Annotated in this window: 19 protein-coding genes; 7 read left to right on the top strand and 12 right to left on the bottom strand. The window is 64.6% G+C overall.

The annotated features are described in order from the left end of the window. On the top strand, positions 1–978 hold a 978-nt coding region (locus VIR09_RS22145), incomplete at its 5' end, for an N-acyl-D-amino-acid deacylase family protein (RefSeq protein ID WP_332014799.1). A 1-nt stretch (position 979) separates the two neighbouring features. Beyond that, positions 980–1,714: an aspartate/glutamate racemase family protein gene (locus VIR09_RS22140; RefSeq protein WP_332014798.1), complete on the top strand. Its 735-nt coding sequence runs from the start codon at positions 980–982 to the stop codon at positions 1,712–1,714. An 80-nt stretch (positions 1,715–1,794) separates the two neighbouring features. Here the strand turns inward: VIR09_RS22140 and VIR09_RS22135 are convergent, their stop codons facing one another. The 7 genes from VIR09_RS22135 to proC all read right to left on the bottom strand — a co-directional run bounded on the left by VIR09_RS22135 (position 1,795) and on the right by proC (position 8,563). Beyond that, positions 1,795–2,496 carry an ABC transporter ATP-binding protein gene (locus VIR09_RS22135; RefSeq protein WP_207465060.1) on the bottom strand — a complete coding sequence of 234 codons (702 nt, stop codon included), beginning with the start codon at positions 2,494–2,496 and terminating at the stop codon, positions 1,795–1,797. Next, entirely contained in the window at positions 2,496–3,263 is a 768-nt protein-coding gene (livG, locus tag VIR09_RS22130; RefSeq protein WP_013393946.1) for a high-affinity branched-chain amino acid ABC transporter ATP-binding protein LivG, read from the bottom strand. The genes VIR09_RS22135 and livG overlap by 1 nt, the downstream gene beginning before the upstream one ends. Beyond that, positions 3,260–4,495, bottom strand: a complete 1,236-nt coding sequence (locus VIR09_RS22125; RefSeq protein WP_013393947.1) for a high-affinity branched-chain amino acid ABC transporter permease LivM — start codon at positions 4,493–4,495, stop codon at positions 3,260–3,262. Before VIR09_RS22125 ends, livG begins: the two co-directional genes overlap by 4 nt. Beyond that, positions 4,495–5,421 carry a high-affinity branched-chain amino acid ABC transporter permease LivH gene (gene livH, locus VIR09_RS22120; RefSeq protein WP_013393948.1) on the bottom strand — a complete coding sequence of 309 codons (927 nt, stop codon included), beginning with the start codon at positions 5,419–5,421 and terminating at the stop codon, positions 4,495–4,497. The genes VIR09_RS22125 and livH overlap by 1 nt, the downstream gene beginning before the upstream one ends. Positions 5,422–5,611: 190 nt before the next feature. Next, positions 5,612–6,727: a high-affinity branched-chain amino acid ABC transporter substrate-binding protein gene (locus VIR09_RS22115; RefSeq protein ID WP_332014797.1), complete on the bottom strand. Its 1,116-nt coding sequence runs from the start codon at positions 6,725–6,727 to the stop codon at positions 5,612–5,614. 436 nt (positions 6,728–7,163) lie between these two features. Continuing rightward, the gene (locus VIR09_RS22110) at positions 7,164–7,733 is read right to left on the bottom strand and encodes a queuosine precursor transporter (protein WP_332014796.1); all 570 of its coding nucleotides are present in this window, start codon (positions 7,731–7,733) and stop codon (positions 7,164–7,166) included. After that, positions 7,730–8,563, bottom strand: coding sequence for a pyrroline-5-carboxylate reductase (gene proC, locus VIR09_RS22105; RefSeq protein WP_332014795.1), 834 nt, complete (start codon positions 8,561–8,563; stop codon positions 7,730–7,732). Before proC ends, VIR09_RS22110 begins: the two co-directional genes overlap by 4 nt. A gap of 194 nt (positions 8,564–8,757) precedes the next feature. Between proC and ugpB the strand changes: the two genes are divergently transcribed. The 4 genes from ugpB to VIR09_RS22085 all read left to right on the top strand — a co-directional run bounded on the left by ugpB (position 8,758) and on the right by VIR09_RS22085 (position 13,162). Next, a complete protein-coding gene (gene ugpB, locus VIR09_RS22100; RefSeq protein ID WP_332014794.1) occupies positions 8,758–10,071 on the top strand; it encodes a sn-glycerol-3-phosphate ABC transporter substrate-binding protein UgpB in 1,314 nt (437 codons plus the stop codon). Between the two features lie 197 nt (positions 10,072–10,268). After that, positions 10,269–11,150, top strand: coding sequence for a sn-glycerol-3-phosphate ABC transporter permease UgpA (gene ugpA, locus VIR09_RS22095; RefSeq protein WP_059375876.1), 882 nt, complete (start codon positions 10,269–10,271; stop codon positions 11,148–11,150). Positions 11,151–11,171: 21 nt separating this feature from the next. Further along, complete coding sequence (gene ugpE / locus VIR09_RS22090) at positions 11,172–12,023, top strand: sn-glycerol-3-phosphate ABC transporter permease UgpE (RefSeq protein WP_013393954.1); 852 nt, start codon at positions 11,172–11,174, stop codon at positions 12,021–12,023. A gap of 50 nt (positions 12,024–12,073) precedes the next feature. Further along, on the top strand, positions 12,074–13,162 hold the full coding sequence (locus VIR09_RS22085; RefSeq protein ID WP_332014793.1) for a sn-glycerol-3-phosphate import ATP-binding protein UgpC: 1,089 nt from the start codon (positions 12,074–12,076) through the stop codon (positions 13,160–13,162). A gap of 83 nt (positions 13,163–13,245) precedes the next feature. Here VIR09_RS22085 and VIR09_RS22080 read toward each other — a convergent pair whose 3' ends face one another. The 5 genes from VIR09_RS22080 to VIR09_RS22060 all read right to left on the bottom strand — a co-directional run bounded on the left by VIR09_RS22080 (position 13,246) and on the right by VIR09_RS22060 (position 18,761). Further along, positions 13,246–14,133 (bottom strand): MipA/OmpV family protein, encoded by an 888-nt coding sequence (locus tag VIR09_RS22080; RefSeq protein ID WP_332014792.1) that lies wholly within the window; start codon positions 14,131–14,133, stop codon positions 13,246–13,248. Between the two features lie 61 nt (positions 14,134–14,194). Next, positions 14,195–15,289: a serine hydrolase domain-containing protein gene (locus VIR09_RS22075; protein ID WP_332014791.1), complete on the bottom strand. Its 1,095-nt coding sequence runs from the start codon at positions 15,287–15,289 to the stop codon at positions 14,195–14,197. Positions 15,290–15,438: 149 nt separating this feature from the next. Further along, positions 15,439–16,731: an ATP-binding protein gene (locus tag VIR09_RS22070; protein ID WP_332014790.1), complete on the bottom strand. Its 1,293-nt coding sequence runs from the start codon at positions 16,729–16,731 to the stop codon at positions 15,439–15,441. Beyond that, entirely contained in the window at positions 16,724–17,425 is a 702-nt protein-coding gene (locus VIR09_RS22065; RefSeq protein WP_013393959.1) for a response regulator, read from the bottom strand. Before VIR09_RS22065 ends, VIR09_RS22070 begins: the two co-directional genes overlap by 8 nt. A gap of 208 nt (positions 17,426–17,633) precedes the next feature. Next, positions 17,634–18,761 (bottom strand): branched-chain amino acid ABC transporter substrate-binding protein, encoded by a 1,128-nt coding sequence (locus VIR09_RS22060; RefSeq protein WP_332014789.1) that lies wholly within the window; start codon positions 18,759–18,761, stop codon positions 17,634–17,636. 316 nt (positions 18,762–19,077) lie between these two features. On the opposite strand from VIR09_RS22060, the gene VIR09_RS22055 reads away from it, so the two are divergent. Next, a partial coding sequence (locus VIR09_RS22055) for an RBBP9/YdeN family alpha/beta hydrolase (protein ID WP_332014788.1) occupies positions 19,078–19,341 on the top strand: 264 nt, incomplete at its 3' end.

Raw genomic sequence — 19,341 nt, 5'->3', positions numbered from 1 at the left:
GACGCGGACGAGCGCGCCGCCATGCGCGAGTTGCTGCAGGAAGCGCTGGACGCGGGCGCCTTCGGCGTTTCCACCGGCACCTTCTACCCGCCGGCCAGCGCCGCGCCCACCGACGAAATCATCGACGTCTGCGCGCCGCTGCGCGGCCGCCCCGGCGTGTACGCCACCCATCTGCGCGACGAGGCCGACCACATCGTGCCGGCGATGGAAGAAGCGCTGCTGATCGGCCGCGAACTCGATTGCCGCGTGGTGTTCTCGCACCACAAGCTGGCCGGCGAACGCAACCATGGCCGCAGCCGCGAAACGCTGGACCTGATCAGCCGCGCCGCCGCTACCCAGGCAGTGTGCCTGGATTGCCATCCCTATCCCGCCACCTCCACCATGCTGCGGCTGGACCGCGCCCGGCTCGCCAGCCGCACCATGATCACCTGGTCCAAGGGCTACCCAGAGGCCACCGGCCGCGACTTCAGCGAGGTCATGGCCGAATTGGGCCTGGACGACGAGGCCGCCATCGCCCGCCTGGCGCCGGCCGGCGCCATCTACTTCCTGATGGACCCGGCGGACGTCAGCCGCATCTTCTCGCATCCGCTGACCATGGTGGGTTCCGACGGCCTGCCGTTCGACCCGCATCCGCATCCGCGCCAATGGGGCACCTTCACCAACGTGCTGCGCGCCATGGTGCGCGAACAAGGCCTGCTGACACTCGAAGCCGCCATCCACAAGATGACCGGCCTCGCCGCGGACCAATACGGCATCGCGCGGCGCGGGCTGCTGCGGGAGGGGTATCATGCTGACCTGGTGCTGTTCGATCCCGCCACCGTGACAGACGTGGCCACTTTTTCAGCTCCCATTCAGGCAAGCCAAGGCATCCAGGCAGTTTGGGTCAACGGCAAGCAGGTCTGGGACGGGGAACGAACCGGCGCCGAACGCCCGGGCCAGGTTCTGACGCCCGGGACGGCATTACCTCGGAGTGAATAACGTGAACAGCTATTCCCAGGGTTGTTACCTGGGTGTATTGGGCGGCATGGGCCCCATGGCCGGCGCGGCCTTTGCCCTGCGCCTCGCGGCACTGACGCCTGCCGCCATCGACCAGCAGCACATCCCCACGCTGCTGCGCAACGACCCCCGCATCCCCGACCGCTCCAGCGCCTACATGGCGGGCGGCGAGAATCCCCTGCCCTACATGCAGGAAGGCGTGCGCTTCCTGCAGGACGCCGGCGCGCGGCTGATCGCCATTCCCTGCAACACGGCCCACCTCTGGTACGACCAGATCGCTGCGTCCACCGGCGTGCCGGTGCTGCACATCATCCAGGCAGTCATCGACGACCTGCGCCGCCTGGGCTTGCCCGCCGGCCGCATCGGCCTGATGGGCACGGCCGCGACCTTGAAGCTGGGCCTCTACCAGCGGCATCTGGAAGCGCAAGGCTACGAATGCATCGTGCCGGATGACGATGAAGTCGAGCGCTATTGCATGGGCTCGATCCGCGCGGTCAAGGCCAACCGCCTGGAAGACGCCTACGCTCCCGCCGCCGAATGCATCGCCCGCCTGAAAGCGCGCGGCGCCGACGCCGTGGTGCTGGGCTGCACCGAACTGCCGCTGGCCGTGCCGCACGCGTTGCGCCCCAGCCTGGGCGTGACGCTGACGGATTCCATCGACGCGCTGGCGCGCGCGGCGATCGCGCACTATCAAGCTGAGGAACTGGCGGCGGCTTGACTGCCTGCCTGACCGCAGGGAAGTGAAAAAAAAGGCGCATCTTGCGATGCGCCCGAATTTCCCTTCGCGGGGAATTGCTATCAGCCGCCCAGATAAGCCTTGCGCACCTGATCGTTGACCAGCAGGTTGGCGCCGGTGTCCTGCAACACCACGCGGCCGTTTTCCAGCACATAACCGCGGTCGGCCACACCCAGCGCCTTGTTGGCGTTCTGTTCAACCAGGAACACGGTCACGCCCTGTTCCCGGATCTCGCGGATGATGTCGAAGATCTGGGCGATCACCAGCGGGGCCAGGCCCAGCGTCGGTTCGTCCAGCAGCAACAGTCGCGGCCGCGTCATCAGTGCGCGGCCGATGGCCAGCATCTGCTGCTCGCCGCCCGACATCAGGCCGGCGCGCTGGCTGGCGCGCTCTTTCAAGCGCGGGAACAGCCCATACACGTGGTCGATGCCAGCCTGGATCTCGTCGCGCTTGGCGAAGAAGCCGCCCATCATCAGGTTCTCGGCCACGGTCAGGTCCTTGAAGACCCGCCGCCCCTCCGGCGAAATGGCGATGCCACTGCGCATGATGTGGTGCGTGTCCTTGTGGGTGATGTCCTCGCCCTCGAACGTGATCTTGCCTTCCTTGGCCCGGGGGTTGCCGCAAACCGTCATCAACAGCGTCGTCTTGCCCGCGCCGTTGGCGCCGATCAGCGTGACGATCTCGCCCTTGTTGACTTCTACCGACACTCCGTTCAGCGCCTGGATGGCGCCATAGTAGGTATGAATGTTGTCCAGCTTAAGCATTATTCCTCCCCCAGGTACGCCTTGATGACGCGCTCGTCGTTGCGCACCTGCTCGGGGGTGCCGGTAGTGATGGGCTTGCCGTGCTCCATGACCAGGATGCGGTCCGAGATGCCCATGATCAGGCTCATGTCGTGCTCGATCAGCAGCACCGCGACGCCGAACTCGCGCCGCAGCTGGTCGATCAGCGACTGCAGATCACGCTTTTCCTGAGGGTTAAGGCCCGCCGCCGGTTCGTCCAGCATCAAGAGCCGAGGCTTGGTGATCATGCAGCGCGCGATTTCCAGGCGGCGCTGATGGCCGTAAGCCAGGTTGCCCGCTTCGCGGTTGGCGAACTCGCGCAAGCCCATGAAATCCAGCCATTGCGCCGCGCGCGCCAGCGCATCGGTCTCGGACTGGCGATAGGACTTGAGCTTGAGCAGGCCCGGCAGGAGCCGCGACTCCACCTGGGTATGCTGCGCCACCAGCAGGTTTTCCAGCACGGTCAGCTGCTTGAACAGGCGCACGTTCTGGAACGTGCGCACCAGCCCATGGCGCGCGACCTTATGGCTGGGCAGGCCGGTGATGGCCTTGCCGTCCATGGTGATGTCGCCCGCCGTCGGGGCATAGAAGCCGCCCACGCAGTTGAACACGGTGGTCTTGCCGGCCCCGTTGGGGCCGATGATGGCGAACACCTCGTCGGATTTGACTTCGAACGCCACGCTGTCGACGGCCAGCAGGCCGCCGAACCGCATGGTGAGTCCGGATACTTTCAGCAATGCCTCGCTCATTTAGCCAACTCCACATGGGGACGCTTCATGGGCAACAACCCCTGCGGACGCCACATCATCATCAATACCATCACCAGGCCGAACATCAGCATCCGGTACTCGGCGAATTCGCGCGCGACTTCCGGCAGCACCGTCAGCAGCACGGCCGCCAGGATCACGCCCACCTGCGAGCCCATGCCGCCCAGCACCACGATGGCCAGGATCAGCGCGGATTCGATGAAGGTGAAGGACTCCGGGTTCACCATGCCCTGGCGCGCCGCGAAGAACGCGCCGCCGAAACCGGCGAACATGGCGCCCAGCGTGAACGCGGAGAGCTTGATGCGCGTGGGGTTCAAGCCCAGCGAACGGCAAGCGATCTCGTCTTCGCGCAGCGCTTCCCAGGCGCGCCCGACGGGCATGCGGATCAACCGGGTCGACACGAACAGCGTGGCCAGCGCCAGCAGCAGCGCCATCAAGTACAAATAGACCACCATGTGCTGGTTCTGGAACGTCCAGCCCATGAATTCATGGAACGTGGTGCCGCCTTCGGTGCTGGCGCGGCGCGTCATTTCCATGCCGAACACCGTCGGCTTGGGAATGCCCGAAATGCCATCCGGGCCGCCCGTCAAGGTGTTCAGGTTGATCAGCAACAGGCGGATCATTTCACCGAAGCCCAGCGTCACGATCGCAAGGTAGTCGCCGCGCAGCCGCAATACCGGAAAGCCCAGGATGAAGCCGAACAGCGCCGACATGGCGCCCGCAAACGGCAGCGCTTCCCAGAAGCTCCAGCCGCCCCAGTGGTACAGCAAGGCGTAGGTATAGGCGCCCACCGCGTAGAAGCCCACGAAGCCCAGGTCCAGCAGGCCCGCGAAACCCACCACGATGTTCAGGCCCAGGCCCAGCATCACGTAGATCAGCACCAGCGTGGCGATGTCCACCGAGCTGCGCCCGGCGAAGAACGGCCAGATCACCGCGATCGCCAACAGCAGCAGCGCAAGCGGCTTGTGGGTGCTGGCCGGCGCGGCCGGCAACGTGGGCATGCTGGTCTTCAGCTTCTGGAACGGCTTGGCGATCCAGGGGCGCAGCAGCTGGAAGAAGAACACCACCGCGGCGGCAATCGCCACCAGCGACCAGTTCGACTCCATCGTGGTGCGGGCGCCCTGGCGGATCAGCTGCAGGCCGAAGACGGGGGTGACGATGACGGCCGTCAGCACGGCCGCCATCGTGGCGTTTTTCAGATTGTTGTTCGACATCAGACTTTTTCCACCTCAGGTTTGCCCAACAGCCCGGTGGGACGGAACAGCAGGATCAGGATCAGCAGCGAGAACGCCACGATGTCCTTGTACTGCGAGGAGATGTAGGCGGCCGCGAAGGTCTCGGCCAGTCCCAGCAGCACGCCGCCCAGCATGGCGCCGGGGATGCTGCCGATGCCGCCCAGCACTGCCGCGGTAAAGGCCTTGATGCCGGCCAGGAAGCCGATGAAGGGGTTGAGCTTGCCGATGGTGATGGCGATCAGCACGCCGCCCACCGCCGCCAGGATCGCGCCCATCACGAAGGTGAACGAAATCACGCGGTTGGTGTCGATGCCCAGCAGGTTCGCCATGTGCATATCCTGCGAGCAGGCGCGCGAGGCGCGGCCCATGCGGGAATACTTGATGAACAACGTCAGTCCGATCATCAGCAGCACTGTGACCACGATGATCATGATGCGCGAATACGGCACCGTCACGTCGAAGTCAGAGCCCATGTGGAACTGCACGGCGCCCGACACCAGCGATGGCACGGCCATGTCGCGCGCGCCCTGGCCCAGGGCCACCCAGTTCTGCAGGAAGATCGACATGCCGATGGCGGAGATCAGCGCCACCAGCCGGGGGCTGCCGCGCACGGGCCGGTAGGCGACGCGTTCGACGCTGAAACCGTAGATGCCGGTGACGACAATGGCCACGACCAGCATGGCCGCGATGATGAACGGTATCGGCAAGCCGCTATTGGTGCCGATGGCCGTCAGGGTGACCAGGCCGACATAGGCGCCGATCATATAGATTTCGCCGTGAGCGAAGTTGATCATACCGATGATGCCGTAGACCATTGTGTAGCCGATGGCAATCAACGCATAGATCGCGCCCAGAGACAATCCGTTGAAGAATTGCTGGGTAAGTTGGGGTATGAGGTCGGACATTATTTCTCTTGCTCCAAATGGTTCCGGCCCCGGTGGTAAGACCCGGAGCCGGAAACCTGGGCGTATTTTATAAGGGCCTGGCATCTGCGCCTGCCGGCCGCACAGCGCTTTTGGCGCATCGCTACGCGGATTACGGCAGAACGAGGACGACAGGCCCTACACGCCGGCAACGTGCCGGCGGATCGCGAGTTTACAGCTGGGTCTTCTTGCCGTCCTTATCCCATTTGTAGACGGCGAATTCGAAGTTCTTCAGGTCGCCCTTGGCGTCGTACTCGACCTTGCCGATGCCGGTGTTGAAGGTGGTCTTGTGCATGTAGTCGGCCACCTTGGCCGGGTCTTCACCCACCGCGTTGATGCTGTCGGCCAGGATCTGCACCGCGGCGTATGCCGGCATCTGGAAGGCGCCGTCCGGATCGCGCTTGGCGTCCTTGAAGGCCTTCACGATGCTCTCGTTGCCGGGCAGCTTGGTGAAGTCGGCGGGCAGCGTGACCAGCAGGCCGTCGATGGCCGGGCCGGCGATCGCCACCAGATCCTGGTTGGCGGTGCCTTCCGGACCCATGAACTGGACTTTCAGGCCCTGTTCACGCGACTGGCGCAGCAACAGGCCCAGTTCCGGGTGGTAGCCGCCGAAGTAGACCAGATCCACGCCAGCCGCCTTGAGCTTGGTGATGATGGCCGAGTAGTCGCTGTCGCCGACGTTGATGCCTTCGAACATGGCGACGTTCACGCCTTCCTTGGCCAGGGAATCCTTGACCTGGGTGGCCACGCCCGAACCGTAGGTCTGCTTGTCGTGCAGCACGGCGACCTTCTTGGGCTTCAAGGTCTTGGCGATGTAGCTGGCGGCGTACGGGCCTTGCTGGTCGTCGCGGCCGATGGTGCGGAAGAAGAAGTGCGGCTTGATCGTGTCGGTGACCAGCGGCGACGTCGCGCCCGGGGTGATGCCGACAATGCCCTCTTCCTCGTAGACCTTCACGGCGGCCACGGTCACGCCCGAGCAAGCGTGGGCCACGGCGAACTTGGCGCCGGAATTGACCACGCGGTTGGCGGCCGGCACGGCCTGCTTGGGTTCGCAGCCGTCGTCGATGAGGATGGGCTCGAGCTTCTTGCCCTTGACGCCGCCCTTGGCGTTGATGGTCTCGATCGCGGTCAATGCGCCGGCCTGGATCTGGTCGCCGTATTGCGTATTGGGGCCGGTCATGGGCTGGGGAATGCCGATCTTGATCGTGTCGGCGGCGTGCGCGGCGCCAGCCAAGGCAAGTGCCCCAAGCGCCATGGCTACCGGGGTAAGGCGATTCAGAAACTTCATGCGGAGTTCTCCAGCGAGGTTTTGAGCGGCTCTGTCCGACGCGGTTTATCGGTTGGGTAATCCGTTAATCCTCGTCGCCCGTCGCCGGCTTCTTGGGCAAAAACACGGTGTGGGCGGTATTCTGGAAGCAAGCCGCCATACTGTCACTGCGTGTAATCCCCAATATTTTGACCAACGCCTTTAATCGTGACGGATAGCAGCGGCAAACCCATGAAATCGCTGGAGAATTCGCAAGCAAACCTTAGTTAATATCTGGCGGGCCGCAAGAATTTGTGCTTGAGCATATATATCCTCGCAAATTAATACGCCGTTTAAAGACGCATTTAAATACAGTGCTTACGCAGGCCTTACGAATAATAATTAACGCGCGTAGTAATTCACCGACTTGAAGCGTGCAGGCAGGCCAAAGACCTGCCCGCCCCTGCCGCATATTCATTCAAGCATTGGCCGGTTTCGCCAGATTCCACATCAGCGCCCGGAACGGCGCCAGCATGCTGATATTGACCGCGAGCTTGATCGCCAGGTCGCCCATCATCCAGGTCATCCAGGGCGCGCCGGTGGCGGCGAAAGCGACGCTGAAGAACACCGCAGTGTCCAGGATGGCGCCGAGCACGCCCGACACCAGCGGCGCGCGCCACCAGCGCTGGTCGCGCAAGCGGTCGAATACCTGGATGTCGACCAGTTGCGCGCAGATATAGGCCAGGCCCGAGGCCAGCGCGATACGCGGCGAGGCTACCCATACCGACACCACCAGGGCGGCGGCAAAGCCGAACCAGACCACCCGGCGCGCCGCCGACGGGCCGAACCGGCGGTTCAATACGTCGGTGACCAGGAAGGCCACCGGATAGGACAGTCCGCCCCAGGTCAGCCAGTCATTCAGCGGCACCTGGACCAGGATGTTCGAGCCGACCACCACCACCAGCATGCACAGCACGGCGATGGCGAACTGCGGCCGGCTCATGAGAGCGAAGCGCCGCGAGGCTGCGCTTGCGTCCGTGGCCGTCATTTCCCGAATTCCTCCGCCAGTTCGCGCGAGCGCTGCGCGGCGGCGGCCATGGCGTCTTCGACGATGCCGGCAAAGCCCGCCGCGCCGAAGGCATTGAGCGCCGCGGCGGTGGTGCCGCCCTTCGATGTGACGCGTTCGCGCAGCGTGGCGAGAGGCTCGGAGGACTCGGCCGCCAGGCGCGTGGCTCCGGCCAGCGTGCCCAGCGCCAGCTGCTTGGCCTGCTCGGCCGTCAGGCCGACCTTCTGGCCGCCTGCCACCAGCGCTTCAAGGAACAGGAAGACATAGGCCGGGCCGCTGCCGGACAGGGCCGTCACGCCGTCGAGCGCGGCGTCATCCGCGACCCAGACGACTTCGCCCACGCTGGACAACAGCTGGGCCGCCAGATCTCGGTCGGCCGCGTCCACGCCGTCCAGGGCTGCCAGGCCGGTGATGCCCGCCCCCACCAGCGCCGGCGTATTGGGCATGCAGCGCACCAGGCGCTTGAATGGCGCTTCGGCCGTGCCCAGCCAGCCGGCCAGCGTGTCGGCACGGATGCCGGCCGCCACGCTTACCACCAAAGTGTCTTCGCGCAGCCATTGACGCGTGGAAGCCACAACGTCTTTCATGTTCTGTGGCTTGACTGCGAACACCCACACGCGGCAGCTCGCCAGGGCCTCGCCCGGGGCCGTCGCGGTGGTCATGCCGCGGGCCTGCCAGGCGGCGTGCGAATCCTGGTTTATGTCAATGACATGGATGTTGCCGGCGGCGCATACTTTGCCGGCCAGGCCAGAGGCCAGGGCGGCTGCCATATTGCCGCCGCCGATGAAAGCAATCGAAAGTTCGTTTTTCATAGGAGGCGATTGTAAACGGGAGTTCTTGTTGGGAAAAAAAAGAAAAAATGTTCGTTCGCGCCTGAATCGCGCAATTTGACAGGCGTTTAGAGTGATGTGAAAGTCACGGTTTTGTCACAAACAATTCATAAGGTGTCGTGTTTTCCGCGCCCGGACAAGCCGGTCGCGTCACGCCCAACTGGAGGAACCTCTCTATGCGATCCCACCGTATTGCACTAACCTTTGCCGCCATCATGACGGCTTTCGCAGGCGCCTCCGCGCATGCCGCCACCGAGATCCAATTCTGGCACTCGATGGAAGGCGCGCTGGGCGACCGCGTGAACGGCCTGGTCGACGAATTCAACAAAAAGAACCCCGACTACCAAGTCAAGGCAGTCTACAAGGGCAACTACGGTGAATCCATGAACGCCGGCATCGCCGCGTTCCGCGCCGGCAATGCCCCCGACATCCTCCAGGTGTTCGAAGTCGGCACCGCCACCATGATGTACGCCAAGGGCGCCATCAAGCCGGTGCAGCAGATGTCCGAGGAAGCCGGCAACCCGATCGATCCCAAGGAATTCATCGGCGCCGTGGCCGGCTACTACTCGTCGCCCGACGGCAAGCTGGTGTCGATGCCCTTCAACAGCTCGACCGTGGTGTTCTACTACAACAAGGACGCCTTCAAGAAAGCCGGCCTGGACGCCGACAAGCCGCCCAAGACCTGGGAAGAGCTGGCCGCCGCCGGCCAGAAGCTGAAGGCCGCCGGCCAAGAGTGCGGCTACACCACCTCCTGGCCGTCGTGGGTCCAGCTGGAAACGTTCTCGGCCTGGCATAACGTGCCCTACGCCACCAAGGACAACGGTTTCGGCGGCCTGGACGCGCGCATCGCCATCAACACCCCGCTGCACGTGCGCCACCTGGACAACCTGGCCAAGCTGGGCAAGGAAGGCATCTTCATGTACGGCGGCCGCGGCGACGAGCCGAACTCGCTGTTCATCAGCGGCAAGTGCGCCATGATCACCGGCTCGTCCGGCCTGCGCGCCAACATCGCCAAGAACGCCAAGTTCGAATTCGGCACCTCGACCCTGCCCTACTACGCCGACGTGCAAGGCGCGCCGCAGAACACCATCATCGGCGGCGCTTCGCTGTGGGTCTTCGCCAACAAGAAGCCGGAAACCTACAAGGGCGTGACCGCGTTCTTCAAGTTCCTGGCCAGCCCGGAAATCGCCGCCCGCTGGCACCAGCAGACCGGCTACGTGCCCGTCACCAAGGCTGCCTACGAGCTGACCAAGAAGGACGGCTTCTACGACAAGAACCCGGGCACCGAAGTCGGCGTCAAGCAGCTGAACGTCGAAACCACCGCCCAATCGCGCGGCCTGCGCCTGGGCTTCCTGCCGCAGATCCGTGAAATCGAAGACGCCGAAATCGAGCGCATCGTTTCGGGCAAGGTCAGCGCCAAGGACGGCGCCGAGAACATCGTCAAGCGCGGCAACGAACTGCTGGAAAAGTTTGAGAAGAGTGTAAAGTAACGCCCTTCCGAGACACCGGCCAGGTCCTGTCAATCGGTATTTTCCATGCCGTAACAAGGACTTGGGCGGTTCAGCATCACGCAGTACAAGGCTTAAGGCCCTGCATTTTTAGGGCCTTAAGCCTCTCGTATTTTACGAAGGCGGTTTCAGGCGGCGGTTACTCCAACCGCCGCTTTTCTGTACCTTGGGTTCCCCCTATGGAAAAACGCGTTGTATTCGGGCACAAGACCTTGCCCTATCTGCTGCTCCTGCCGCAGATCATCATTACCGTGGTCTTCTTCTTCCTGCCTGCCGGCCAGGCCATGTGGCAATCGCTGCGGCTGGAAGATGCTTTCGGACTGTCCTCCGAGTTCGTCGGACTGGACAACTTCATGGAACTGTTCTCGCAACAGGCCTACCTGGACTCCTTCCGCGTCACCGCCGTCTTCTCGATCCTCGTGGCAGTTGTCGGGCTGGGCGTGTCCTTGTTGCTGGCCGTCATGGCGGATCGCGTCATCCGCGGCGCCGGGCTCTACAAGACACTGCTGATCTGGCCCTACGCCGTCGCGCCCGCCGTGGTCGGCGTGCTGTGGCTATTCCTGTTTTCGCCTTCCGTCGGCATCCTGGCCGTGGCCCTGCGCCACGCCGGCGTCGACTGGAACCCGCGCCTGGACGGCAACCAGGCCATGACCCTGGTGCTGATCGCCGCCGTGTGGAAGCAGGTTTCGTATAACTTCCTGTTCTTCCTGGCCGGCCTGCAGTCGATTCCGCGCTCGCTCATCGAAGCCGCCGCGATCGACGGCGCCAGCCCGTCGCGCCGCTTCTGGAGCATCGTGTTCCCGCTGCTCTCGCCCACCACGTTCTTCCTGCTGGTGGTCAACATCATCTATGCCTTCTTCGACACCTTCGCGGTGGTGGACACGACTACGCAGGGCGGTCCCGGCACGTCGACCTCGATCCTGGTCTACAAGGTGTACAGCGACGGCTTCCGCGGCCTGGACCTCGGTTCGTCCGCGGCCCAGTCGGTGGTGCTGATGTTCATTGTGATTGCCTTGACGGTCGTGCAGTTCCGCTACGTCGACCGCAAAGTGCAGTATTGATTTTGTCCGAGGCTACAAACAATGGTTGAACGCCGTCCCTGGCTGGATATTCTGGCCCACGTCATTCTGCTCTGCGGCGTGGCGATGGTGGCATTTCCGCTTTACGTCACTTTCGTCGCGTCTACCCAGACCGCGCAGGAAGTGGCTTCCGCGCCGATGTCCCTCATCCCCGGCAAGCATTTCGTCGACAACTACATGCAGGCGCTGTTCGGCGGCTCGTCCGGCGGATCCTCGGGCGCGCCCGTGGGCCGCATGATGTACGTCAGCCTGATCATGGCGCTGGCGATCTCGATCGGCAAGATCGCCATCTCGCTGCTGTCGGCCTTCGCGGTGGTGTACTTCCGCTTCCCCGGCCGCATGTTCTTCTTCTGGATGATCTTCGTCACGCTGATGCTGCCGGTCGAAGTCCGCATCGCGCCCACCTACAAGGTCGTGGCCGATCTTGGCCTGCTCAACAGCTACGCCGGCCTGACCCTGCCGCTGATCGCCTCGGCGACCGCGACCTTCCTGTTCCGCCAGTTCTTCCTGACGGTGCCGGACGAGCTGATCGAGGCCGCGCGCATCGACGGCGCGGGCCCGGTACGCTTCTTCCGCGACGTGCTGCTGCCCTTGTCCAAGACCAGCATCGCCGCGCTGTTCGTGATCCAGTTCATCTATGGCTGGAACCAATACCTGTGGCCGCTGCTGGTGACCACGCAGGAAGACATGTATCCCGTCGTCATCGGCATCAAGCGGATGATCAGCGGCGGCGACAGCGTGACCGAATGGAACATCACCATGGCCACCGCCATGCTCGCGATGATCCCGCCGGCGCTGGTCGTCATCCTGATGCAGAAATGGTTCGTCAAGGGTCTGGTCGACACTGAAAAGTGACGCTTGCCCGCCCTAGCCCACCCGAACACGACTCCGAACACGAATAACTCATGGCTACTCTAAGCTTTCGCAACGTCAAGAAAACCTACGCCGGCAACATTCCGGTCATCCATGGCATCGACATGGACGTCAAGGACGGTGAGTTCATCGTCATCGTCGGCCCCTCCGGCTGCGGCAAGTCCACGCTAATGCGCATGGTCGCCGGCCTGGAAACCGTCACCAGCGGCGAAATCGTCATCGACGACAAGGTCGTCAACAACCTGGAACCGGCCGAACGCGACATCGCGATGGTGTTCCAGAACTACGCGCTCTACCCGCACATGACCGTGTTTGAAAACATGGCCTATGGCTTGAAGATCCGCAAGTTCTCCAAGGACGAGATCAAGAAGCGCGTGGACATCGCTGCGCAGATCCTGGAACTGGGCCACCTGCTGGACCGCCGCCCGCGCGCGCTGTCGGGCGGCCAGCGCCAGCGCGTGGCCATGGGCCGCGCCATCGTGCGCGAACCCAAGGTGTTCCTGTTCGACGAACCGCTGTCGAACCTGGACGCCAAGCTGCGCGTGGCGATGCGCCTGGAAATCATGAAGCTGCATCGCCGCCTGGGCACCACCAGCCTGTACGTGACCCACGATCAGGTCGAGGCCATGACGCTGGCCCACCGCATGATCGTCATGTACCAGGGCGTGCCCGAACAGATCGGCACGCCGATGGAAGTGTTCGAAAAGCCCGCCTCGACCTTCGTCGCCGGCTTCATCGGTTCGCCGCCGATGAACCTGATGGAAGTGAACGTGGCGGGCGACGGCACGGTGCAGACGCTGGACGGCACCGCGCTGGACATCTCGCCGCTGCAGGTACCCTCGCAGGTGCGCGGCCGCAAGATCATCATGGGCATGCGCCCCGAACACATGCTGCTGAACACCCAGGGCGTGCCGGCGGAAGTCGAAATGGTCGAAACGCTGGGCTCCGAGCAACTGGTCCACAGCCGCTGCGGCAAGTCCATGCTGGTCGTGCGCTGCACCACGCGCCAATTGTCCGAGTCGTCGGCCAAGGTCGGCGACCGCGTCAACCTGGGGCCGGACGGCCGCCATCCGCTGCACTGGTTCGAGGCCGACACCGGCCGCCGCGTGCAAGGCTTGTAAACGCATCCCCGGGCGGAACCGGCGGCGCTGCCCGCCCGGCTCCGCCCCCGCTCGTTTCCGACCGGAAACGGGCTTTCCCCCGATCAGTACGAATACGTCATCATGGTGCCTATGGTGTACTGCGCGCGGTCCTTCACAATGGGGCTGTCCGCCGCGTCGCCATACAGGCGCCGCGCTTCCGCCGCGGTGGTCCACGACCAGGACTTGCTCAGCGGCACCGTCCAGGTCGCGCCCAGGCCCACGCTTTCGAGGCCGCCCTTGGGCGTGTATTTGCGATAGCCGGACTTTGCCGACTGGTTGCCGCTCACGCCGTACCAGGTGCGCATGTAATTGCCGTCGCCGAAGGTGCCGGACAATGCCAACGAGATCGCCCCGGCGCTTCCCTCGTACACCGTGGTGCTGGCTCCCAGATTGAACATGGTGTAGGCGCTGCCCACATCGCGGTTGTCGCCCTTCTTGAACGCATGCGCCACCGTGGCCGACAGGGTCACCGGGCCCAACGTGGTTTCAGCGTCCATGCCGATCTGCGCGCGGCTCTCGATGTCGCCCATGCCACGCAGCTTGTCCGACCCCTGGAACCCTTTCTTGTGGTCCTTGCGCGACGCGCTGGGCGCCAGGTAGAAGCGGAAGGTGCTGTCCAGCGCCTGCGTCTCCCAGCCCAGCCCATGGTCGGTGCCGAGGAAGAAGCCGCCAGGGCTGCGCACGCCCAGGCCGATGATGGGCACCGCGGAGTATTCGTCGCTGCCGCTGTAGCGCGGCGCGTAGCCCGCGCCCAGCGTGCCGTAGAACAGCCATTCATCGGCCGCCCCCTCTCCGGTCGCCACCGTCAACCCGCGCGAACTGGCCCCGCGCTGGCCATAGACGGAACTGGTCGCAGCGTCGTCGGCCAGGGATAATCCCGGGATCAAAGCCAGCAGGCACGCGGCGCCAGCGCCGCGCGTAAACAGGGAAGAACGGATTTTTCGCTTCATAACAGCTTCCAAGAAACGAGGTTGAGGGGGGGTAAAACCGTAGAACCGCAGACGGCCCGATCTATTGGGTAACAGCGCCCTGCTTGGCCTGGCGCATCAGCGCCATCGCCATCATCGACACCGAGGCGACCAGCGATTCGCTTGTGTCGGAATTGCTCATGACCAGCACGGCAAGCTTGTCTCGCGGCGCCAGGACAAAGCGCGAATGAAAGGCTTCGGTGGCCCCGCTGTGCTGGCGCAAGGGCGCGCCCGCGACGTCCTCGCCACAGGGCGCCGCCAGCCATGACAGCGCCAGGCGGCATTCCAGCGCCAGTCCGCCCTCGACCGTTTCCATGTCGAGCACGGCCCGGGCCGAGTCGGCATTCAGCACGCGACGGCCCTGGTAGAGGCCATCCGCGAAAAGCATGCTGGAGAAGCGCGCCATCTCGGAGGTGCTGAGCCACAAGCCGTCGGCGGCTTCATTGGGCTGAGCGGCCTCGGTCCAGGGCGCGCCGCGGCGGTAGCCCGAGGCGCGCAGATCGAGCATGCGGGGGCTGGGATGAAAGCCGGCTCGGGGCATGTTCAGGGGCTGCATGATCGTGCGGCGCACATAGGCATCGAAGGGCTCGCTGGCCACGTGCGCGACCATGTCGCCCAACAAGGCGTAAGCCATGTCGGCACGCGCGCGTCCCATGGTGTCTTCCAGCGATCCCGGATGCACGGCCAGCAGGTTGCGGGCGGTGAAAGGATGCGTGCCCAGCCATTGCATGGCGCCGCGGCGCGGCTGGATGTCCCAATCGGGCAACGCCTGCGAGGCCGGCTGGTCCAGCGCCAGGCGCCCGTCATCGGCGGCGCGCAGCACGCCCGCCGCGGTGACAATCTTGGTGATCGTTCCTACGCGGTACAGCGTATCGCTGGTGGCGCCGCGGTGGCGCAGCGGGTCCGCGTAGCCAAAGCCCGTGCTCCACACCACGCGCTGGTCGTCGACGATGGCGATCGACAGGCCCGGCACGCCGGATGCATCCATGTCATAGGGGATGCGCTGGGCCAGATAGCCGACGACCGCCTGGTAGTCGCCCTGCGCGATCGGCGGCGGCGTGTCGGGCGGCACGCCCTGGCAACCGCCCGCGGCGACCAGCAACATACCTACGGCAACCAGGCGGCTGAGGGAAAACATGGCTAGCGGCAGGACCTCTGTAGAGAACTGCCGTCATGCTAGCCACGCGCGTATTCGCGATCTTTCCCGCTTTGTATGGAGTTTGTGAAGATTGCGGCGGCGGTTTGTGAAGTTTGTTTACGTTGTGCCGCGCCGCGGCGTGGGAGCCTTCAGGCGGTCGTCCAGGCAATCACGAAACGCGCGCCGCCCAGGGGGCTGTCGCTTGCCTGCACCGTGCCGTTGTGCCAACGGGCCACCCGGCTCACAATGGCGAGGCCGAGCCCCACTCCGCCCGTGCCCCGGTCGCGGCTTTCGTCAAGGCGGATGAAGGGTTCGAAAATGCGCTCGCGGTCCGTAGGCGGGATGCCTGGGCCGTCGTCGTCCACGATCAGTACGTACTCGCGCGCGCCCGGGCTGATCAGGCTGACTTGCACCCGGCGGCCAGCGTGCCGGATGGCGTTCTGCAACAGGTTGAGCAAGGCGCGCGTCATGTAGCGCTGGTGCAGATGCACCTCGGGCACCTGGCATAACGCCACCTCGCAGCACACGCCCGAGACCCCAGCCTCGAACCCGGCGTGCTGCACCACCGAATCCAGCCAGCCGCGCGCGTCCTGCGCCTGCAGGACGACGCCGTCGCCCTTGTGCTCCAGGCGGGCGTACATCAGCAACTCGGAAGCCATGGCATCCAGCTCGGCCACGTCGCTCTTCATTTCCTCGACCAGCCGCTTGCGCGCGGCCGGATCGTCCTCGCGGTCCATCATGTCCAGCTCGAACGACAGGCGCGCAATCGGTGTGCGCAGTTCGTGCGACACGGCGTTGGTCAGGTCGCGCTGGTTGCCCACCAGGGCGCTGATGCGGTCGGACATCTGGTTGAAGGTGTCGCCCAGATTGCGGATGCTGGAATGGCGCGAGAGGCGCGCCCGCGCCTGCAGATCGCCCTGCCCCATGCGCTGGGCCGCGGTTTTCAGGGCCTCCAGGTCGCGCCAGATGGGCAGCGCCCACACCAGCATGAATACGCACAGCAACAGACCCAGCGCGGAATACACCGCCGCCATCAACCAGGGTCCGATGGAGGGTTCGGGCGGCAGCTTGACCTCCAGCCATTGCCTGCCCGGGCCGGGAATCGCCGCCACGAAGGTCTGCTGCTTGTCACGGACGAAGAAGCTGCCGGAATCCACCATGGCGCGCTCGTCCTCGGTGGCCCCATAGCCGTCGGCATCGACCACCTTGAGCGCCAGGCCGTAATGCGGCGCCAGCGCGTCGCGCACGTGCGCCTCGCGTTCGGCGGGCGGCACGCCGCCCAGTTCCTGCACCAGGCTGTGGATCTGGCCCCGCACCGCTTCGCGCGTGTAGGCATCGCTGACGGGTTCGAAGAAGTAATTGGCCGACCGGTCCACCACTTCGTTGGAAATGACGAAGCCTATCGCCAACACCACGAACAGCCGCAGGACAAACTTAAGCATCACCGCCCTCGTGTGCCTTGGGCGAGAACAGATAGCCCTTGCCCCACACGGTCTTGATGCGCGCGGGGTCGCGCGGATCGTCGTCCAGCTTGCGCCGCAGCTTGCTGACGCACACATCCACGCTGCGGTCCAGCCCGTTGAACTCGATGCCGCGCACCGCGTTGAGCAGGTCGTCGCGGGTCAGCACCTGGCCGGCCTGGCTGGCCAGCGCCCAGAGCATTTCGAACTCCATCGTGGTCAGGTCCACCTCCGAACCGGCATGGACCACGGCGCGCGTGCGCCGGTCTATGACCAGGGGACCGAACTCCAGGCGCTCCGGCGGCTCGTCCAGCTGGCTGTGCCGCCGCAGCAGCGCCCGGATCCGCGCCAGCAGCACGCGGGGTTCCACGGGCTTGATGACGTAGTCGTCCGCGCCCGACTCCAGGCCCAGGATCTGGTCCAGGTCGTCTTCGCGCGCCGTCAGCATCAGGATGGGCGCCGACGAAAAGGCGCGCAGGTCGCGGCAGACCTGCAGGCCGTCCCGCCCCGGCAACATCAGGTCCAGGATGGTGATGGCCGGGTCATGCCTGCGGAAAGCTTCCACCGCGTGATCGCCGCGGTAGGCCTGGGCAACATTGAACCCGTGCTGCTCCAGGAACTGCGCGATCAGGCGCGACAGTTTCGGATCGTCTTCGACTAACAAGGCCTTGGTCATGGTGTCCAGACAGAAAAAATGAGGTCGATGGCGCCGCATTCTACGCAAATGCGGCCGACGGGCGTTCGACCGGGATGGCCGGGATCCGGTTCCCCTTGCGCCGAGGGCAAAGAAAAACCGGGCCGGAAGACTGTCGCTTCCGGCCCGGTTTCCTTCAGAACGGCAAGTGGTTCCGCCGGTGTCGCGGGCCGCCGGCCCGCTCGCGGACTTACTTGTAGACGGTCTTGGAACCGTCCTTGTGCCAGGTGAACACGTCGAACTGGAAGTTCGTCAGGTCGCCTTGCTTGTTCCAGGACACCTTGCCGATCGGCGTGTCGAAGGAGTTGGCGTGCAGGTACTTGGCGACCTTGGTGGGGTCGTCGCTGCCCGCGCCCTTGATGCCATCGGCGATGACCTGGGTGGCCGTGTAGGCGGTCATCTGGAAGGCGCCGCTGGCGTTGCGCTTCTTGGCTTCGAAGGCCTTGACGATGTCGGCGTTGCCGGCGTTCTGGGTGAAGTCGGCCGGCAGCGTCAGCAGCATGCCTTCGACGGCGTCGCCGGCGATGGCATTGATGTCGGGGTTGCCCGTGCCTTCCGGACCCATCCACTTGGCTTTCACGCCCTGTTCGGCCGCCTGGCGCAGCAGCAGGCCCATTTCGGGGTGATAGCCGCCGTAGTAGACGAAGTCCACGCCCTGGCTCTTCAGCTTGGTGATGACGGCCGAGTAGTCGCTGTCGCCGGCATTGATGCCTTCGAACACGGCGACGGCCACGCCGCCCTTCTCCAGGTCGTTCTTGACCGCGGTGGCGATGCCCTGGCCGTAGGACTGCTTGTCATGCAGCACGGCGACCTTCTTGGGCTTGATCTTGTCCAGGATGAACTTGGCGGCGGCGGGGCCTTGCTGGTCGTCGCGGCCGATGGTGCGGAAGATGAACTCGTAGTTCTTGCCGTCGGTCAACGCCGGCGACGTGGCCGAGGGCGTGACCATGACCACGCCTTCGTTGTTGTAGATGTCGGCAGCGGCGATGGTGGCGCCCGAGCACACGTGGCCCACGACGAAACCGATCTTGCTGTTGACGACGCGGTTGGCGGCGACCGGGCCTTGCTTGGGTTCGCAGCCGTCGTCGATCACGACGGTTTCCAGCTTCTTGCCGTTGATGCCGCCGGCGGCGTTGATGCGCTCGACCGCGGTATCGACCCCTTCACGGACCATATCGCCATACTGCGTGACCGCGCCGGTGGTGGGACCGACGACGCCGATCTTGATGGTTTGCGCTTGCGCTCCCGAGGCAAACGCCAGACCGGCTGCAACGCCCAGCGCTGCGATGACCGGGGTCAGACGAAATACTGGCTTCATGTGTGGACTCCTCTAATGATTTGTAATCGTTAGTTTTTTGCACCGTGGCGGACGCCGGATCATCTCCAGGCCAAGCATGCCTGCTGGACTGCCCTTTGCAGGGGTTTCGGCCCCGGTCACGCCCGGTTGCATTGCGATTGCACGGCAAGCATACACTGAAAAATAGCGCTTTTCGGGCCAGTGCCGGACCGCTTTGGCGCGCCTCTTTTTATTGCGCTGCGGCATTCCTGGCCGCCCTGGCTTATACCCGCCAGCGTATATGCAAAAGACGATTTATTCGTTTGCGTTACTAAGGCCGCGCGGCATCATGGCCGCCATGAGACTCCAACCGATCATCGTTCCCGGATGGAAAAACTCCGGACCCCAACACTGGCAATCGCGCTGGATGGCCTTGCTGCCGCACGCGCGGCGTGTCGAGCAACGCGACTGGGAGCATCCGGCTCCCGGCGAGTGGCTCGCAGCGCTCGCCACCGAGGTCAACGAGGCCCGCAGCCCGGTGCTCCTGGTCGCCCACAGCCTGGGTTGCCTGATCAGCGCCGCCCTGCCGGTGCCGCTGCGCGCCAAGGTCGCGGGCGCCCTG

This window comes from Achromobacter sp., from assembly GCF_036567245.1.
Taxonomy (GTDB): Bacteria; Pseudomonadota; Gammaproteobacteria; order Burkholderiales; family Burkholderiaceae_B; genus Achromobacter.
This window is presented reverse-complemented; position numbering and strand designations above follow the sequence as displayed.

Bases quoted from the DNA above. Each gene is read 5' to 3' on its own strand.
- VIR09_RS22075 (WP_332014791.1), bottom strand. From the start codon at position 15,289: ATGTTTTCCCTCAGCCGCCTGGTTGCCGTAGGTATGTTGCTGGTCGCC.
- VIR09_RS22135 (WP_207465060.1), bottom strand. From the start codon at position 2,496: ATGCTTAAGCTGGACAACATTCATACCTACTATGGCGCCATCCAGGCG.
- VIR09_RS22115 (WP_332014797.1), bottom strand. From the start codon at position 6,727: ATGAAGTTTCTGAATCGCCTTACCCCGGTAGCCATGGCGCTTGGGGCA.
- VIR09_RS22110 (WP_332014796.1), bottom strand. From the start codon at position 7,733: ATGACGGCCACGGACGCAAGCGCAGCCTCGCGGCGCTTCGCTCTCATG.
- livG (WP_013393946.1), bottom strand. From the start codon at position 3,263: ATGAGCGAGGCATTGCTGAAAGTATCCGGACTCACCATGCGGTTCGGC.
- VIR09_RS22060 (WP_332014789.1), bottom strand. From the start codon at position 18,761: ATGAAGCCAGTATTTCGTCTGACCCCGGTCATCGCAGCGCTGGGCGTT.
- VIR09_RS22080 (WP_332014792.1), bottom strand. From the start codon at position 14,133: ATGAAGCGAAAAATCCGTTCTTCCCTGTTTACGCGCGGCGCTGGCGCC.
- VIR09_RS22085 (WP_332014793.1), top strand. From the start codon at position 12,074: ATGGCTACTCTAAGCTTTCGCAACGTCAAGAAAACCTACGCCGGCAAC.
- ugpB (WP_332014794.1), top strand. From the start codon at position 8,758: ATGCGATCCCACCGTATTGCACTAACCTTTGCCGCCATCATGACGGCT.
- livH (WP_013393948.1), bottom strand. From the start codon at position 5,421: ATGTCCGACCTCATACCCCAACTTACCCAGCAATTCTTCAACGGATTG.
- ugpA (WP_059375876.1), top strand. From the start codon at position 10,269: ATGGAAAAACGCGTTGTATTCGGGCACAAGACCTTGCCCTATCTGCTG.
- VIR09_RS22070 (WP_332014790.1), bottom strand. From the start codon at position 16,731: ATGCTTAAGTTTGTCCTGCGGCTGTTCGTGGTGTTGGCGATAGGCTTC.
- ugpE (WP_013393954.1), top strand. From the start codon at position 11,172: ATGGTTGAACGCCGTCCCTGGCTGGATATTCTGGCCCACGTCATTCTG.
- proC (WP_332014795.1), bottom strand. From the start codon at position 8,563: ATGAAAAACGAACTTTCGATTGCTTTCATCGGCGGCGGCAATATGGCA.
- VIR09_RS22125 (WP_013393947.1), bottom strand. From the start codon at position 4,495: ATGTCGAACAACAATCTGAAAAACGCCACGATGGCGGCCGTGCTGACG.
- VIR09_RS22065 (WP_013393959.1), bottom strand. From the start codon at position 17,425: ATGACCAAGGCCTTGTTAGTCGAAGACGATCCGAAACTGTCGCGCCTG.